The sequence below is a fragment of the Pedobacter sp. V48 genome (assembly GCF_000523515.1).
In the GTDB taxonomy this organism is placed as follows: domain Bacteria; phylum Bacteroidota; class Bacteroidia; order Sphingobacteriales; family Sphingobacteriaceae; genus Pedobacter.
Genome location: NZ_AWRU01000031.1, coordinates 113,369 through 129,258 on the forward strand (window position 1 = coordinate 113,369; position 15,890 = coordinate 129,258).

The following is a 15,890-nucleotide window of genomic DNA, read 5'->3' on the forward strand; positions in this document are numbered from 1 at the left end:
TACTTCTAAGGGTTCAAATAGTGCCCGCATTTGTTAATTTGGGGGTTTTTATTACATTTGATACGTATCAAAACATAGAAATTATGTATCAACTAACTGTAGCTCCAGAGCAGGTAAATGAAACTTTAAGCAAACACATTTTAGCAGATGGTTTTGACCTTACATACGATATGGAAAAAAGCCAGGGGGCTTATATTTATGATTCGAAATATAAGCGTTCTCTGCTCGATTTTTTTACTTGCTTTGCGTCTGTTCCTTTGGGCTACAACCATCCTAAAATGATAAATGATGAGGCTTTCAAGAAAAATCTTCTACAGGCCGCATTAGCCAATCCTTCTAATTCGGATGTATATACGCAACAATACGCTCAGTTCGTAGATACCTTTGCAAAAATTGGTATCCCTTCATATTTACCTCATGCTTTTTTTATTGCAGGAGGTGGACTTGCAGTTGAAAATGCCCTTAAGGTGGCTATGGACTGGAAGATTCAAAAGAATTTTGCTAAAGGATATAAAGAAGAAAGGGGTTTTAAAGTACTTCATTTCGAAAAAGCTTTTCATGGCAGAACTGGTTATACCTTAAGTTTAACCAATACGCTTCCTGATAAAACCAAATGGTTTGCTAAATTCGATTGGCCAAGAGTGTCTGTCCCGGTAGTAAAATTTCCATTGGATGGCGACAACTTAAGGACAGCTGTTGAGACAGAAGAAACATCCATTGCTCAGATAAAACAAGCCTTTGCCGATAATAAAGATGACATCTGTGCAATTATTGTTGAGCCAATTCAATCTGAAGGTGGAGATAATCATTTACGTGAAGAATTTTTAATTCAGTTAAAAGCATTGGCTGATGAAAATGATGCTTTTCTAATCTACGACGAGGTGCAGACCGGAGTTGGCCTTACTGGCAAATTTTGGTGCCACCAGCATTATAGTGAAAAAGCGCGTCCGGATATTATTGCATTTGGCAAAAAGATGCAGGTATGTGGAATTTTGGTAGGCAACAAAGTTGATCAGATAGATAGTAACGTATTTAAAGTACCCTCTAGAATTAACTCTACCTGGGGTGGCAATTTGGTTGATATGGTTCGTTCTTCGCAAATCCTTCAAATTGTTGCAGAAGATAACCTATGCGATAACGCGGCAGTTGTTGGCCAATATTTAAAAGAAGGCCTGCAAACACTAGCCGGAAAGTATGATAAAGTAACCAATGTTAGAGGTAAGGGCTTACTTTGTGCTTTCGACTTTCCAAATAAAAGCATGCGCGATGAGTTTATAAAAAAAGGAATGCAGCATAATGTAATGTTTTTAGGCTGCGGAAATCAGACCATAAGATTCAGACCTGCGTTATGTATGGAGAAAAAACATATTGACGAAGGTTTAGCAATCATGGAAACCATTCTACCAGCCTTATAATGCAGAGAAAATATTTCAACATCCTGCTGGGTGTTATTGTTTTGGTTTTAGTTGGGTGGATGTTAAAGGGTATGTTTACTCAACCCGGAATAGATGGACTAAAAGGCGAGTTTAAGGAAATTACACACTATAGGAACGACAACAATACAGGCCCCATACAGTACGTATTTGCTGTTACTGTAAAGGACACTGTTTGGAATGAAATGATAACCTATGGCGACTTTAAGCCTCATCATAAAGGAGGAAATACTAAAGTATATTACTTTTTGGAGGGCACACCCGTGCCACACAAATTATATGCAGGTAAAATAAATTTCGATACCAGTTTTAATAAATATTGTATTGCCCTTTATGAAAAAACTGCAATGGGCAATACAAGTATCGAAAAGGCACCTTTTAAGTGATTACACAAAAGCTGAAAAACCGGTTATAGCACGCCCCACAATAAGGGTATTGATCTCTTTGGTTCCTTCGTAAGAATAGATGGCTTCTGCATCGGCTACAAAGCGAGCTACATCATATTCCAGCAAGATACCATTACCTCCCATAACTTCACGTGCCCTGCTTACTACATCGCGTGTGCGCATTGAACAGAAAACTTTGGCTAATGATGCATGCTCATCCGTAAGGAGGTTCTGATCTTGTAATTGAGACAACCGGAAACAGAGTGTTTGCATGGCCGTAAGATTGGAGAGCATTTCTACAAGATGGTTTTGTATCAATTGGTAGGATGCAATAGGCTTACCAAATTGCTTTCTTGTCCTGGTATATGCAAGTGCACTTTCGTATGCACCTCTGGCACAGCCTACGGCCTGCCATGCTACCCCTGCCCTGGTCATCTTTAACACCTTTGCCGTGTCTTTAAATGAATTTGCATTTTGTAAACGGTCTTCTTCGTCAACTTCACAATTGGTAAGTGTTATAAGCCCGTTTTGTACAATCCTTAATGCCATCTTGTCCTGCATCTTCTCAACAGCAAATCCTTTTGTACCTTTTCTAACCAGGAAACCTTTTACCTCATTATCGTCTACATCTCTTGCCCATATTATAGTAACATCTGAAAAGGTAGAATTTCCTATCCATTTTTTTTGCCCATTTAATATCCATTTACTGCCTTGTCGCTTAGCCGTTGTGGTTAACCCGCCTGCAACACCAGAACCCACTTCCGGCTCAGTTAATCCAAATGCTCCAATTATTTTCATCTGTTGCATATCTGGTAGCCATTGCTGCTTTTGCGCGTCGGATCCTAAAAGATATATCGACCCCATGGCCAATCCACTCTGTACACCAAAAAAAGTAGATATGGAGGTATCTACTCTTGCCATTTCCATTGCCAGCATACCTTCCATAAGATTCGATTTGTTGGGGCATCCGTAGCCCTGATAAGTCAAACCACAAATATTTAATTCTGCAATTTTAGGAATAAGCTCAAAAGGAAATTCGGCTTTAAGCCAGTATTTATTAACTACGGGCTTTACTTCCTTTTCCAGAAATGCTCTTACTTTTAATTGAAGAGCCCTATCTTCATCTTTTAAAGCTTCATCGCCCAGATGGTAAAAATCGCCTTCAATTGGAGGTAGTTCTCTTTTTTTATGAGGTGTTCCAATCATCTTCATTAGTCCCTGCAATTGGGTTTCATCAAGATTAGCTACTGAGTCTACAATTTTGGGTAAGTCTACCTTTTTAGAAAGCTCATCAAGTTTCTTAAAATCTACACTTTTAAAAAGGGTATACGCGTTCTTTAAAGAAGAAAATATATTGGCCATATTAAACTGTTTATATATAAAACAGAAATTAACTCTTTTTGTTGGAATATGGCCAATAAAATATACTGATTAGGTAAGGTCGAAAAGGCTGTTCACCCCTAAAAGTTTACGACAGGTAAAGCCTTCGGCATAGGTTGTTCCAATTGATTTACCAAACTCACGCGCCCGGCCAATTACACTTTCAAAAAAATCTGGCGAGGAAATATAAGTATCTGGCCCATCCAGTTCAGGGTTGAAGAATTGCGTTTTAAATGCTTTTATGGAAGCTAACTTAGTTTCAATATATGGGGTAATGTCGATAATGATATCGGGTTTAATATAACGATCCTGAATGTATTGGAATTGTAACCGTGGTCGCCATGCTTGTTGTTTCACTCCGTTAAGCTCGGTAGTTATCTTTGGCAGTCCCGACAGGAAACAGGCATCATTAGCAAGATCTCCGGCCCTGCCATGATCAGGGTGTCTATCGTGCAGGGCATTGGTTAATATAATCTCTGGCTGATACTTGCGGATCATTTTTACAACTTCAAGCTGATGTTCTTCATCATTCTTAAAGAAGCCATCTTTAAACCTTAGGTTTTCACGCGTCTGGAGGCCAAGTATTTTGGCCGAATCCGCAGCTTCTTCATCACGTGTTTCTGCTGTACCTCGTGTACCGAGCTCTCCTCTGGTAAAATCGACTATTCCTACTTTTTTACCTAGGGCAATGTGTTTGGCTATAGTTCCTGAACATCCCAATTCTGCGTCGTCTGGATGAACGGCAAGCACCAATATATCTAACTTCATGATGTGTATAGTTTATAAAAGATTGCTTTAAAGCAATTTCTGTATTTTCTTTTTTACTTTGGATGAAAGTGGCGTAGTAAATGGGAAAAAATAATCTACTACCTCACCATCTCTATTGATTAAATACTTGTGAAAATTCCATCTCGGGGTTGATTTTTGAGTCAGGAATTTGAAAAGCGGATGTGCATGGCTTCCGCGAACCATTATTTTATCGAACACAGGGAACTTAACGCCATAGTTAACCTCGCAAAAGGTATCTATTTCTTTTCCATCCAGAGGTTCCTGCCTGCCAAAATCATTTGATGGAAAACCCAGCACTTCGAAACCCTGGGCATTATATTCATCTCTTAAGTCTTGTAATTCTTTTAACTGAGGTGCAAAACCGCATGCAGATGCAATATTTACAACCAGAAGTACTTTATCTTTATAATCAGAAAGGTTTTTGTCAGAGCCATTAATCAGTTTTGCTTTAAATTGATGTATACTTTTGGATTTATCAGCCATAGGTTCTATTGATAAAACCCTGAAGAAATAATGATGGATTCGATATCTCTCTCTTCTTGCGGGTTATATGTACTTTTCAAATTATGCCCTACTACCCTTGCAACAGATTGGTACAGGAACGCGGTAAAACCTCCCTTAGTTTCTTTCACAATATCGTAGGTTGTTCTGCCCAGTTCACGATCGATCAGTTTGGTAAGTATTTGACCCTGGGTTATGGTAAGTTCTTTTATTTCTCTGTTGAACATGTCTTTAATTTCTTTATCACATTGTTTAACAAGCTTTTTCTGTTCTCTTTTTTCTTGCGTTAGGGCCAAATCCTTTTCCAGTTGCTCATATCGTTGTTTTGCATAAAGAGCATAAGGCATCACCTTCATCACATTATACCTCAATCTGCTATAGGCAGCTCGTTCAGCCGGGGATTTGAATATTCTGACACCATATATAACAACCTCTTGTAAAGGTATCCATGGTATCATTTCGCCGTTATCATTAGTTCCGGCAACACGGATAGTATCATTTTTTCCAAGTACAGGCATTTTTATAGTAACGCCATTAACCTGCGCCCTAACCTGGGCACCGCTAATAATGACAATTAACAGAATAAATAACCTATAAAATTTCATAAATTTATACCCCTATAAAGGTAAAGCTAATTTATATTTTAGTTTTCATTTTCAACTCTAATATAATCTTTTAACGATAAAGAGCTATATTTTTTACGTAAATAATACAATACAAGTCAAATAATGACAAACTTAAATTTGGAAGAATTATTGCTCATATTAGTTACATCTTTATAAAAAACTTATATTGATAAAAGGGAGCGTAATCAACCGGGCAAATCAGCTCAACCGTTAATTACAAAAAACTAGTAGTAAAGCAATAACATGGAGGCTGTAGCTGGCAGAATTCATAACAACCAAAAAAAGGAAACACGAATGAAAAACGCTTTAGTGATTGATTTAGAAGCAGAGAAGCAAGAGATCCTAAAAAGATACAGGGCACTTTTACGCGCCTGTAAGCCGACACTTCAAAGGGGGGATAAAAAGGAAATCAGAAAAGCATTTGACATGGCTCTGGAAAGCCACAAAAACATGCGTAGAAAATCTGGAGAACCATATATTTACCACCCTATTGCCGTGGCTCAGATTGCAGCAGAAGAAATTGGACTTGGAACCACCTCCATTGTATGCGCATTGCTTCATGATGTGGTAGAAGATACAGACATTACACTTGAAGATATAGAACGTGAATTTGGAAAGAAAACAGCAAAGATTATTGATGGGCTGACCAAAATCTCGGGCGTATTTGATTACAATAGTTCTCTACAGGCAGAGAATTTCAGAAAAATGTTACTTACTCTGGCTGACGATGTAAGGGTAATTTTAATTAAGCTTGCCGACAGGCTGCATAACATGCGGACTATGGATTTTATGCCAAGGCAAAAACAATTAAAAATTGCTTCTGAAACTATTTATCTATATGCCCCGCTTGCACACAGGCTAGGTTTATATGCCATTAAGTCTGAGCTGGAAGATCTTTCAATGAAATATCTTGAACCAGATACTTATAAATACATTGCAACTCAACTAAATGAGAAAAAAGCTGAACGAACCTTATTTATTAAAAGATTTGTTGAGCCTATAAATGAAATACTGGCAGAACAAGGTTTAACGGCAGATATTTATGGCAGACCGAAGTCTATCCATTCGATATGGAATAAAATGAAAAGTAAAAACATTCCCTTCGAAGAGGTGTATGATCTTTTTGCTATCAGAATTATATTAGACAGCGCCCCTGAACATGAAAAAGCAGATTGCTGGAAAGCATACTCTATTGTAACGGATCTTTATCGTCCTAATCCGGACAGGTTGCGCGACTGGGTTTCTTCTCCAAAAGGAAATGGCTACGAATCGTTGCACACTACCGTAATGGGGCCTAAAGGTCAGTGGGTAGAAGTACAGATTCGTACACAGCGAATGAATGAAATTGCCGAAAAAGGATTTGCTGCACACTGGAAATATAAGGAATCATCTAACGACAATGGTCTGGACCAATGGATCATGAAGGTAAGAGAGATGCTAAATAACCCTGAAGCTAATGCATTAGATTTTCTTGACGACTTTAAAATGAATTTATTCTCTGATGAGATTTTCATTTTTACTCCTAAAGGTGCCTTGTTACAGTTACCACTAGGTGCAACAGCACTTGATTTTGCCTTTGAAATACATACTGACGTAGGTGCAAAATGTATTGGAGCAAAGGTAAATCATAAGCTTGTACCGCTTTCGTATAAGCTCCAGAATGGCGATCAGGTAGAAATTATCACTTCGAGTAAGCAAACACCAAAAGAAGACTGGTTAAACATTGTTGTAACGGCAAAAGCTAAATCTAAAATCAAATCGTCTTTAAAAGAGGAAAAAAGAAAGGTAGCTGATTTAGGTAAGGAAACGTTGGAGCGTAAGCTTAAATCTTTAAAAATCACTTACAATACAGATAATTTAAATAAGCTTACTTATTTCTTTAAACTACCATCAACCCAAGAACTTTTTATAGCGGTTGCAAATGGGAAAATTGAGGTAAAAGACCTAAAAGATTACCTGGCAAGCGAGAAAGAGATTGAAAATAGAGGTTCTGACAGAAATGATCACCAAAAGATTGAAACGCTACTCAACAAGGTAAAAGGTCCTGAATCTGACACTTTATTGATTGGCGAAGACCTGCAAAAAATAGACTATACTTTGGCTGCATGTTGTAATCCAATACCTGGAGATGATGTTTTTGGATTTGTAACTGTAAATGAGGGAATTAAAATCCATCGTACAAATTGCCCTAACGCAGCGCAATTAATGGCTAACTATGGGTATAGGGTTGTTAAAGCAAAATGGAATAAACAACAGGAACTTACATTTTTAACGGGCTTACACATTATTGGAATAGACGATGTGGGATTAATTAACAATATTACAAAAGTTATCTCTAATGATTTTAAGGTAAACATGCGTTCTATTACTGTAGATACCGATAATGGTATTTTTGATGGTTCAATAATGATCTTTGTAAATGATAAGGAGCACTTAGACAACCTGATCGAAAATCTGCTTCGGGTGAAAGGTGTAACGGGAGTTACTCGCTTTGATGCCTAAAATTGCTAAAAAATCATAGAGTTTTATATAAAAAATGGTACCTTTGAAAGGAGTTTAAAAACTATGTCTACAAACCACAACAGCGAGTTGGTAAGAAAGATTTTCGAAGCCTATCTCGAAAATAAAAGCCTGAGAAAAACACCGGAGCGTTTTGCCATCTTAGAAGAAATCTATTCAAGAGATGATCATTTCGATGTAGAGACCCTCTATATCCATATGAAAAACCAAAAATACCGTGTTAGCAGGGCTACAGTATACAATACTTTAGAGTTATTGGTTTCATGTGATTTGGTTACCAAACACCAGTTTGGCAAAAACATGGCTCAGTTTGAAAAATCATACGGCTATCATCAGCATGATCACATCATCTGTATTGATTGTGGTAAAGTTGTAGAATTCTGCGACCCACGCATTCATCAGATCCAGAGTATGGTTGGCGAACTGTTAAAGTTTGAAATTAAACACCACTCTTTAAATCTTTACGGCGTTTGTTTTGATTGCTCTGCTAAGGCATCAATGGAAAATCAGAATGCCGCTATTAAACATGCAAGTTAAAATTCAATTATTATATTTCCATTTTTAAATTTAAATAATGACGCAAGTAGACGTGCTTCTTGGCCTGCAATGGGGCGACGAAGGCAAGGGTAAAATTGTTGATGTACTAAGTCCACAATATGATTTGATAGCTCGTTTCCAAGGCGGTCCGAACGCCGGACATACTTTAGAGTTTGATGGTAAAAAATTCGTTTTGAACACCATACCATCAGGTATCTTTAACGAAAAAACAATGAATCTAATCGGAAATGGTGTGGTAATAGATCCCATCATTTTAAAAAGAGAATTAGATAACCTACAGAAAGCCGGCCATGATCCGGTTGCAAAAGGTAAACTTGTTATTGCACGTAAGGCACATTTAATTTTACCTACTCACCAATTGCTGGATGCAGCAAATGAGCAAAAAATGGGTAAAGATAAAATCGGTTCTACTTTAAAAGGAATTGGCCCAACTTATATGGATAAAACAGGCCGTAATGGACTGAGAGTTGGTGATACTACTCTTCCTGACTTTAAAGAGCGTTACAAAAAATTGGTTGAAAAACATAAAGAGATACTTTCTCATTATGATTTTGAATATGACCTTACTGAAAAAGAGGCTGCTTTCTTCGAAGCAATTGATTTCATTAAAAACATCCCTCATGTTGACAGTGAGCACTTTGTTAACGGGTATTTAAAAGAAGGAAAAACCGTTCTTGCTGAAGGTGCACAAGGAACTTTATTAGACGTTGACTTTGGATCTTATCCTTTTGTAACTTCTTCTAACACGACTACTGCAGGCGCTTGCACTGGTTTAGGTATTGCACCTAATAAAGTTGGAAGTGTTTATGGTATTTTCAAAGCTTATTGTACAAGAGTTGGTGGTGGCCCTTTCCCTACTGAGCTTGATGATGAGGTTGGAGAGACTTTACGTCAGGTTGGTCATGAATTTGGCGCAACAACTGGTCGTGCCCGTCGGTGTGGATGGATAGATCTTCCAGCACTTAAATATGCAATTATGCTTAATGGTGTTACTGAATTAATTATGATGAAGGCTGACGTGTTAGATGGTTTTGATACCATTTATGCCTGCACTCATTATGAGCACAATGGCGAAACTATCGATTACATGCCATATGACATTATCACAGTAAAACCTACACCGGTTTTAAAAGCTATTGATGGCTGGAAAACTGATGTTACCAAAGTAAGTAAAATTGAAGAGATACCAGCTAAACTTAGCGAATACATCGCTTTCTTAGAAAAAGAACTTGAAGTTCCTGTTAAATATCTTTCTGTTGGACCTGATAGAGTACAAACACTTATTTTGAATTAATTTCTCTGAAATAAAATTAAAAAAGGCGGCAATTTGTCGCCTTTTTTCGTTTATGCTATTCTGATATTCTATACATTTGCGCAAACAAAATGAAAGTACAGGATTTAGATTCGTTTAAGGAAAAAGCATTGCAATGGGCCAACACATTTGATGTTTGTTGTTGCTATGATTCGAACAGCTATCCTGATTCTTATGGAGAATTCGACTTCCTATTAGCCGTTGGCATTAAAGACTCAATTAATCTTACATACGGTGCTGCTTTTGATTCCCTAAAAGAATTTTATGAAATCCAGAAAAACTGGATGTTCGGATTGCTTAGTTATGACCTCAAAAACGAGGTTGAACAATTAAGCTCCAGGAATCCTGATCGTCTTAATTTCCCCGATTTGTTTTTCTTTGTTCCCAAATACCTAGTTGCAGTAGTTAAAGGAGAAATAAAGCTTATCATTGGAGACCAAACCCTGTTAGATCAAATTGAGGAATATAATAGCGATGATCAGCCCCAATCTGGTATTGAAATTCAAAGTAAGTTATCAAAGGAGCTTTATATCAAAACAGTTGAGGGGCTACAAGAACATATTATAAGAGGCGACATATATGAGGTCAATTTTTGTCAGGAATTCTTTGCTGAGCACGCTCATATAAATCCATTAAATATCTATACAAAATTAAAAAAGCTATCTCCTACTCCATTTTCAGGTTTCTTTAAAATAAAAGATCAGTATATATTATCGGCCAGCCCCGAAAGGTTTCTCTGTAAAAGAGGAAGTAAACTGATCTCACAGCCAATTAAAGGAACTGCCAGACGAAGTGGCAACATAAAGGAAGATGAACTTATAAAGCTCAATCTGCAGAATGATGCTAAAGAACAAGCGGAAAATGTAATGATTGTGGATCTGGTTAGAAATGATCTGACCAAAAGTGCGGTAAAGGGAAGCGTAGTGGTTGAGGAGCTTTTTGGAATTTATGGCTTTGCTCAGGTTTATCAAATGATATCAACTGTTACCTGTCAGTTAGATCCCACTATACATTTTATTGATGCCATAAAAAATGCTTTCCCTATGGGCTCGATGACCGGGGCGCCGAAAATAAAAGCTATGGAACTGATAGAAGAGTATGAATTTAGCCGTCGTGGCGCTTATTCTGGAACATTTGGATATATAACGCCTGAGGGGAATTTCGATTTTAATGTGGTCATCAGAAGCATCTTGTACCAATCATCCTCAAAATATCTTTCCTTTCAGGTTGGAGGGGCAATTACATACGCATCTAATGCTACTGCTGAATATGAAGAGTGCGTGCTTAAAGCATCAGCCATAATGCAAACTCTTGAAAACTAAAAAGCCTGCATCGTGATGAAGCAGGCTTTTTAGTTTTATTTTATTGGTTTCCCGGTTGTAGATTTATAGTATTTCTGTGCTTCTGGTATACTTCTTTGTATCTGTGCTATCCTTGTAGCATCACTAGGGTGGGTGCTTAAAAATTCAGGTGGTTTCTGACTACCCTGAGAGGCAGCAGCCATCCTTTGCCAGAATGATGTTGCGCTTTGAGGATTATATCCCGCCATTGCCATAAAAATAAGCCCTAACCTATCTGCTTCCAGCTCTTGATTACGAGAATAATTAAGCATCACTAAAGGTGTACCTACCCCATAAAGGGTATTAAATACAGATTGAGATTTTGCATTTTTTGATAATGCTACATTGCCCGCCACACCTAAACCTTGCGAAACCATTTGTTGCGACATACGCTCAGCCGAGTGCCCTGCAATAGCATGAGCAATCTCGTGTCCCATTACAGTAGCTAAACCAGCATCATCCTGAGTAACCGGTAATAATCCTGTATAGACTACAATTTTACCGCCAGGCATACACCAGGCATTCATTTCTTTATTTTCTACAACATTTACTTCCCATTTATAATCTTTAATCAAATCTGCATAGCCATTATTATTCATATAACTTTTTACAGATAATATAAGGCTGTTTCCTACCCGTTTAACACGTTGTGCCTGGGCATTTGTTGAAGATAATACTGCTGTCTTATTCTCAGTAAGAAACTGTGAATATGCCTGAAAAGCCATAGGCAATACCTGATCATCACTTACTAGATTTAGCCTGCTCCTGCCTGTTAAGGGAACAGTAGAGCACGAGGAAAACGCCAGGCCAATTGCTGTTACCCCGATTATCAATATCTTTTTCATTAGGTTAAGGTTAGTTAATTTGTCTTTTTTTAAACAGATATACTTTAGATTCTTTGCCTTTGAGTAGCCGCTCCAAGTTCTTTTGATGTGTTACCAAAATAAGTATACAAACACACATACCATATAAAACCTCGGACTTTACTGATGAATGAATTATGAACACTATGCTTAACGGAAAGGTAAACCCTGCACAAATAGAACTTAGTGAAACATATTTGGTCGCCAATAATACTACTACAAAAACCAGAACGCAAAACATAGCTGCCGTGAAGTTAACTGCCAAAATCATTCCAAAAAGAGTTGCTACTCCCTTTCCGCCTCTAAATCCGGCAAATATGGGGAACAAATGGCCCATAACGGCAGTAACACCAAGGGCAAGCTCATAATTTATAAATTGGGAAGAATTTTGGGGACCGGTAACAGAGAGACCTATAAAGTATGCAAGCTTTGTTGCCGTGTAGCCTTTTGCAATATCTATTGTCATTACAGCAATCCCGGCCTTTTTACCTAGTACTCTGAATGTATTGGTTGCACCTGCGTTACCACTTCCATATTCGCGAACGTCAACCCCATAAAACGCCTGGCCAAGCCAAACCGCTGTTGGTATAGAACCGAACAGATATGCTAAAATAACCGCTGAAATAGAATAGATGGAAATCATAACCTAAAAGGCTTTTAAACTCATGTCTAAACTCTTAACAGAATGCGTTAATGCACCCATGGAAATAAAATCCACCCCACAAGCTGCATATTCTGCAACATTTTCTTCAGTAATACCTCCTGAGGCTTCTGTGATGTATTTACCATTAATTATTTTAACGGCTTCTTTGAGATCGGCAAATGTAAAATTATCTAGCATGATCCTGTTTACATTACCATTTTTTAAAACCTCCTGTAATTCGGACAAATTCCTAACCTCGATCTCAATATCAAGGGTCTTGTTCTTCTCTTTTAGATACTGGTTTGCTGAATTAATAGCATTTGCAATACCACCGGCATAGTCAACGTGATTGTCTTTAATTAAAATCATATCGTATAATCCTATACGATGATTTACGCCTCCACCAATCCTTACAGCCCATTTTTCCAGATACCTTAATCCAGGAGTAGTTTTTCTTGTATCTAGAAGTTTAGTTTTATAGTTACCTAAAAGCGCAATCACGTGGTTTGTTTTTGTTGCAATACCACTCATACGCTGCATGCAGTTTAAAACCAGACGCTCGGCCAACAAAATTGAATGTGTACTGCCTGATACCGTTAAAACAATATCTCCATATTTCACGGCAGCCCCATCTTTAATAAATACTTCTACGATTAATCTAGGGTCAATATGATTGAAGATTTGCAATGCCAACGCTACTCCGGCAACTATCCCATCTTCTTTAATTAGCAATTTCGCTTTCCCCTGAGCATTTGCTGGAATGGTTGATAAGGAGGTATGATCTCCATCGCCCAAATCTTCCGCAACTGCATTTTTTATAAATTGATCTATAGTTAGCTTATCCAAAACTTAAATTTAAACCCAAAAATAGCATTTTACAACTATTTCTCAGTCTCAATTCTTAATTCAGTAATAAAAAAAGCATTGCCGGCCTTTTTCATTGTAATGGAAACTCTAAAGGTTCCATTCTTTGTAACAAGAGAAAGGGCCCCGTATCTGTAATTAGGGTTGGTATTTAACCGATGGATTACAGATGATTTTACAGGAATATATTTAGTGAAAAAACTTCTTAATATCTGTTCAGCTTGTGCTTTTGAATATACATCTTCTTCGTCTATTATAATTAAATCGACAGAAGGGGAAAAATGAGCGGCTATTTCTTTTGAATTTCCGGCTTTAAAATTTGTTGATAAGCCATCAATAATATCGCCTTGAATAGCAGCAAAAGAGGAAAAGTGAATAAAAAAAACAAATAATGAAAGTAAGGGCTTCATAATCTCTAAATAGCTAATGATCATTCTTGCACATAAACTATGCCACTAATAGCATAAAAAGGACTTACAACTCAAACCACTCAGTATGTGAGACTATAAAATATATTGACATGTTCTTGTAAAAACACACAAATGTTAATATGAATTTTAATTAGGTTCAAAAAAAAGACACAATAGACTTATCTTTGTTAATAAACGAAAAGTAGACAATAATGAATAATAAAAAAGTAGTATTACTTATCCTTGATGGTTGGGGTTATGGAAAAAAAGACAAATCTGATGCCGCTTATGCTGCTAACACTCCATTCTTTGATTCCTTATTAAAAAAGTACCCTAACTCAAAACTTGAGGCTTCTGGGGAAGCTGTCGGTTTACCAGCAGGACAAATGGGAAACTCAGAAGTTGGCCATATGAACTTAGGTGCCGGACGAGTAGTATATCAGGAACTCGGACGAATCAATAAAGCAATAAGCGATAGAACTTTGCATCAGAATGAGGTTTTACTAGATGCTTTTAATTATGCTAAAAACAATAATAAACAAGTTCACTTTATTGGCCTTGTTTCGGATGGAGGTGTTCATGCTCATATTAATCATCTGAAGGCGTTATGTGATGCAGCCGACGAACAAGGGCTTAAAGATGTATTTGTACACGCTTTTTTAGATGGAAGAGATACTGATCCAAACTCAGGACTTAAGTTTATAAAGGATTTGGGCCACCATTTAGAAACTTCTTCAGCTAAAATAGCCAGCTTAATTGGTCGCTACTATGCTATGGATAGAGATTCAAGATGGGAACGAGTTAAGTTAGCTTATGATCTGCTTACAAAAGGAGTTGGCGAAGCTACCACTAACCCTATTTCAGCGATAGAGCAATCTTACAAAGACGGTATTACTGACGAGTTTATTAAACCTGTTGTAATTACAAAAACAGATGGTTCACCAGTTGCAATTATACAACCGGATGACGTGGTTATCTGCTTCAATTATAGAACAGACAGAGGAAGAGAAATAACTTCAGTATTAAGCCAGGCTGATTATCCCGATTTTGGAATGCATAAATTGCCATTGTATTATGTGACAATGACAACTTATGATGAAAGTTTTAATAACGTAAGAGTTATATTTACAAAGGACGATCTTTCTCAGACTCTTGGAGAAGTACTTGAAAAAAATCATAAGAACCAAATCCGAATTGCAGAAACAGAAAAATATCCTCACGTAACTTTCTTCTTTTCAGGCGGTAGAGAGCAAGAGTTCGAAAATGAAAAAAGAATACTTATCCCCTCTCCAAAAGTAGCAACTTATGATTTACAACCAGAAATGAGTGCTGCGGGAATTACCGAAGCCATTTGTAAAGAATTAGAGACGGGTTGGCCGGATTTTGTTTGTTTAAACTTTGCAAACCCTGACATGGTGGGCCATACGGGAGTATTTGAAGCTGTTGTTAAAGCTGTTGAAACTGCTGATAGCTGTGCTGAAATTGTAGTAAATAAAGGAATTGAAAATGGATATTCGTTTATTATACTGGCAGATCATGGCAATTCAGAATATATGATAAACGGCGATGGTTCTGTTAACACTGCCCACACAACTAACCTTGTTCCTTGTATTTTAATTGATAAAGATTTCAAAACTGTTGCTGATGGCAAACTAGGAGACATTGCCCCTACTGTTTTACAAATAATGGGTATCCAAAAGCCAGAAATTATGACTGGTAACAGTTTAGTATAAATGAAAAACACAATCCTATTATTTTTCATTGTTTTGTTTTTTATCAGCTGCAATAATTCAGCTGATAAAAAACAGAAAACTGATATAACCTTTTTTGATGTAAAGGGCTATTTTGAAAAAGAAGCTGCAAGGCTAAACAAAGAGAATCCCTTAATAAACAAAACAGTAAGTATAAATGGGGCTATAGAAAGTAAGCGAACTAAAATTCCTGACTGGAAAAAAGAACTAGGTCTTTTTTCAGATGCTGATATGAATAGGGCTTCATGGAAAGGTTTATTTGAACTTAAAAAATCGAAGGATCAGGAGCTTTACTCGTCTCATAACGAGAAGGTTCCGGTTAAAGAACTAATAGTAACTTACAAAAACAACGAGGTGTTTGGTATTAAAGTACTAATAAAGAATACAAATTCACTGTACACGTCTATTGATACCTTGACCTACTATGCAGACAGCCTATACCAGGTTAAGAAAATGCAAAACATTAAATTACTATCCAAAAAATCATATACGATTACGGGATCTTTCCAATAGA

The 15,890-nt window shown here is 37.1% G+C and carries 16 protein-coding genes; 8 read left to right on the forward strand and 8 right to left on the reverse strand.

Annotated features, from left to right (window positions below; all coding sequences use genetic code 11):
• Nucleotides 1-83: 83 nt before the first annotated feature.
• Complete coding sequence (gene lat / locus N824_RS21000) at nucleotides 84-1,415, forward strand: L-lysine 6-transaminase (RefSeq protein WP_048907257.1); 1,332 nt, start codon at nucleotides 84-86, stop codon at nucleotides 1,413-1,415.
• On the forward strand, nucleotides 1,415-1,819 hold the full coding sequence (locus tag N824_RS21005) for a hypothetical protein (RefSeq protein ID WP_048907108.1): 405 nt from the start codon (nucleotides 1,415-1,417) through the stop codon (nucleotides 1,817-1,819). Before lat ends, N824_RS21005 begins: the two co-directional genes overlap by 1 nt.
• On the opposite strand, the gene N824_RS21010 is transcribed toward N824_RS21005, so the two are convergent.
• From N824_RS21010 to N824_RS21025, 4 genes are all read right to left on the reverse strand, one after another.
• The gene (locus tag N824_RS21010; RefSeq protein WP_048907109.1) at nucleotides 1,820-3,181 is read right to left on the reverse strand and encodes an acyl-CoA dehydrogenase family protein; all 1,362 of its coding nucleotides are present in this window, start codon (nucleotides 3,179-3,181) and stop codon (nucleotides 1,820-1,822) included.
• 69 nt (nucleotides 3,182-3,250) lie between these two features.
• Complete coding sequence (gene bshB1 / locus N824_RS21015) at nucleotides 3,251-3,967, reverse strand: bacillithiol biosynthesis deacetylase BshB1 (protein WP_048907110.1); 717 nt, start codon at nucleotides 3,965-3,967, stop codon at nucleotides 3,251-3,253.
• Between the two features lie 27 nt (nucleotides 3,968-3,994).
• Nucleotides 3,995-4,471: a glutathione peroxidase gene (locus tag N824_RS21020; RefSeq protein ID WP_048907111.1), complete on the reverse strand. Its 477-nt coding sequence runs from the start codon at nucleotides 4,469-4,471 to the stop codon at nucleotides 3,995-3,997.
• A 5-nt stretch (nucleotides 4,472-4,476) separates the two neighbouring features.
• On the reverse strand, nucleotides 4,477-5,094 hold the full coding sequence (locus N824_RS21025) for a DUF4294 domain-containing protein (protein WP_048907112.1): 618 nt from the start codon (nucleotides 5,092-5,094) through the stop codon (nucleotides 4,477-4,479).
• Between the two features lie 315 nt (nucleotides 5,095-5,409).
• Here N824_RS21025 and N824_RS21030 point away from each other — a divergent pair, with 315 nt between their 5' ends.
• The 4 genes from N824_RS21030 (at nucleotide 5,410) to N824_RS21045 (ending at nucleotide 10,827) form a co-directional block, all read left to right on the forward strand.
• Complete coding sequence (locus N824_RS21030) at nucleotides 5,410-7,617, forward strand: bifunctional (p)ppGpp synthetase/guanosine-3',5'-bis(diphosphate) 3'-pyrophosphohydrolase (RefSeq protein WP_048907258.1); 2,208 nt, start codon at nucleotides 5,410-5,412, stop codon at nucleotides 7,615-7,617.
• Nucleotides 7,618-7,680: 63 nt separating this feature from the next.
• Nucleotides 7,681-8,172, forward strand: coding sequence for a Fur family transcriptional regulator (locus tag N824_RS21035; RefSeq protein WP_048907113.1), 492 nt, complete (start codon nucleotides 7,681-7,683; stop codon nucleotides 8,170-8,172).
• A gap of 37 nt (nucleotides 8,173-8,209) precedes the next feature.
• Nucleotides 8,210-9,487, forward strand: coding sequence for an adenylosuccinate synthase (locus N824_RS21040; protein WP_048907114.1), 1,278 nt, complete (start codon nucleotides 8,210-8,212; stop codon nucleotides 9,485-9,487).
• 89 nt (nucleotides 9,488-9,576) lie between these two features.
• Nucleotides 9,577-10,827, forward strand: coding sequence for an anthranilate synthase component I family protein (locus N824_RS21045; protein WP_048907115.1), 1,251 nt, complete (start codon nucleotides 9,577-9,579; stop codon nucleotides 10,825-10,827).
• A gap of 35 nt (nucleotides 10,828-10,862) precedes the next feature.
• Here the strand turns inward: N824_RS21045 and N824_RS21050 are convergent, their stop codons facing one another.
• From N824_RS21050 to N824_RS21065, 4 genes are read right to left on the reverse strand one after another with little or no spacing between them, the layout of a single operon-like run.
• The gene (locus tag N824_RS21050; RefSeq protein ID WP_048907116.1) at nucleotides 10,863-11,690 is read right to left on the reverse strand and encodes a M48 family metallopeptidase; all 828 of its coding nucleotides are present in this window, start codon (nucleotides 11,688-11,690) and stop codon (nucleotides 10,863-10,865) included.
• A 10-nt stretch (nucleotides 11,691-11,700) separates the two neighbouring features.
• Nucleotides 11,701-12,351, reverse strand: coding sequence for a glycerol-3-phosphate 1-O-acyltransferase PlsY (plsY, locus tag N824_RS21055; protein WP_048907117.1), 651 nt, complete (start codon nucleotides 12,349-12,351; stop codon nucleotides 11,701-11,703).
• Between the two features lie 3 nt (nucleotides 12,352-12,354).
• The gene (nadC, locus tag N824_RS21060; RefSeq protein WP_048907118.1) at nucleotides 12,355-13,197 is read right to left on the reverse strand and encodes a carboxylating nicotinate-nucleotide diphosphorylase; all 843 of its coding nucleotides are present in this window, start codon (nucleotides 13,195-13,197) and stop codon (nucleotides 12,355-12,357) included.
• A 35-nt stretch (nucleotides 13,198-13,232) separates the two neighbouring features.
• Entirely contained in the window at nucleotides 13,233-13,625 is a 393-nt protein-coding gene (locus tag N824_RS21065) for a DUF4783 domain-containing protein (RefSeq protein WP_048907259.1), read from the reverse strand.
• Nucleotides 13,626-13,837: 212 nt separating this feature from the next.
• Here N824_RS21065 and gpmI point away from each other — a divergent pair, with 212 nt between their 5' ends.
• On the forward strand, nucleotides 13,838-15,358 hold the full coding sequence (gpmI, locus tag N824_RS21070; RefSeq protein WP_048907119.1) for a 2,3-bisphosphoglycerate-independent phosphoglycerate mutase: 1,521 nt from the start codon (nucleotides 13,838-13,840) through the stop codon (nucleotides 15,356-15,358).
• On the forward strand, nucleotides 15,359-15,889 hold the full coding sequence (locus N824_RS21075) for a hypothetical protein (protein WP_048907120.1): 531 nt from the start codon (nucleotides 15,359-15,361) through the stop codon (nucleotides 15,887-15,889).
• The last annotated feature ends 1 nt before the right edge of the window (nucleotide 15,890 follow it).

What these genes read in the sequence shown, in the direction of transcription:
- N824_RS21005 (WP_048907108.1), top strand. Translation starts at nt 1,415, where the DNA reads ATGCAGAGAAAATATTTCAACATCCTGCTGGGTGTTATTGTTTTGGTT.
- N824_RS21020 (WP_048907111.1), bottom strand. Translation starts at nt 4,471, where the DNA reads ATGGCTGATAAATCCAAAAGTATACATCAATTTAAAGCAAAACTGATT.
- N824_RS21050 (WP_048907116.1), bottom strand. Translation starts at nt 11,690, where the DNA reads ATGAAAAAGATATTGATAATCGGGGTAACAGCAATTGGCCTGGCGTTT.
- N824_RS21010 (WP_048907109.1), bottom strand. Translation starts at nt 3,181, where the DNA reads ATGGCCAATATATTTTCTTCTTTAAAGAACGCGTATACCCTTTTTAAA.
- N824_RS21045 (WP_048907115.1), top strand. Translation starts at nt 9,577, where the DNA reads ATGAAAGTACAGGATTTAGATTCGTTTAAGGAAAAAGCATTGCAATGG.
- N824_RS21030 (WP_048907258.1), top strand. Translation starts at nt 5,410, where the DNA reads ATGAAAAACGCTTTAGTGATTGATTTAGAAGCAGAGAAGCAAGAGATC.
- gpmI (WP_048907119.1), top strand. Translation starts at nt 13,838, where the DNA reads ATGAATAATAAAAAAGTAGTATTACTTATCCTTGATGGTTGGGGTTAT.
- plsY (WP_048907117.1), bottom strand. Translation starts at nt 12,351, where the DNA reads ATGATTTCCATCTATTCTATTTCAGCGGTTATTTTAGCATATCTGTTC.
- lat (WP_048907257.1), top strand. Translation starts at nt 84, where the DNA reads ATGTATCAACTAACTGTAGCTCCAGAGCAGGTAAATGAAACTTTAAGC.
- N824_RS21075 (WP_048907120.1), top strand. Translation starts at nt 15,359, where the DNA reads ATGAAAAACACAATCCTATTATTTTTCATTGTTTTGTTTTTTATCAGC.
- N824_RS21035 (WP_048907113.1), top strand. Translation starts at nt 7,681, where the DNA reads ATGTCTACAAACCACAACAGCGAGTTGGTAAGAAAGATTTTCGAAGCC.
- bshB1 (WP_048907110.1), bottom strand. Translation starts at nt 3,967, where the DNA reads ATGAAGTTAGATATATTGGTGCTTGCCGTTCATCCAGACGACGCAGAA.
- N824_RS21065 (WP_048907259.1), bottom strand. Translation starts at nt 13,625, where the DNA reads ATGAAGCCCTTACTTTCATTATTTGTTTTTTTTATTCACTTTTCCTCT.
- N824_RS21025 (WP_048907112.1), bottom strand. Translation starts at nt 5,094, where the DNA reads ATGAAATTTTATAGGTTATTTATTCTGTTAATTGTCATTATTAGCGGT.
- N824_RS21040 (WP_048907114.1), top strand. Translation starts at nt 8,210, where the DNA reads ATGACGCAAGTAGACGTGCTTCTTGGCCTGCAATGGGGCGACGAAGGC.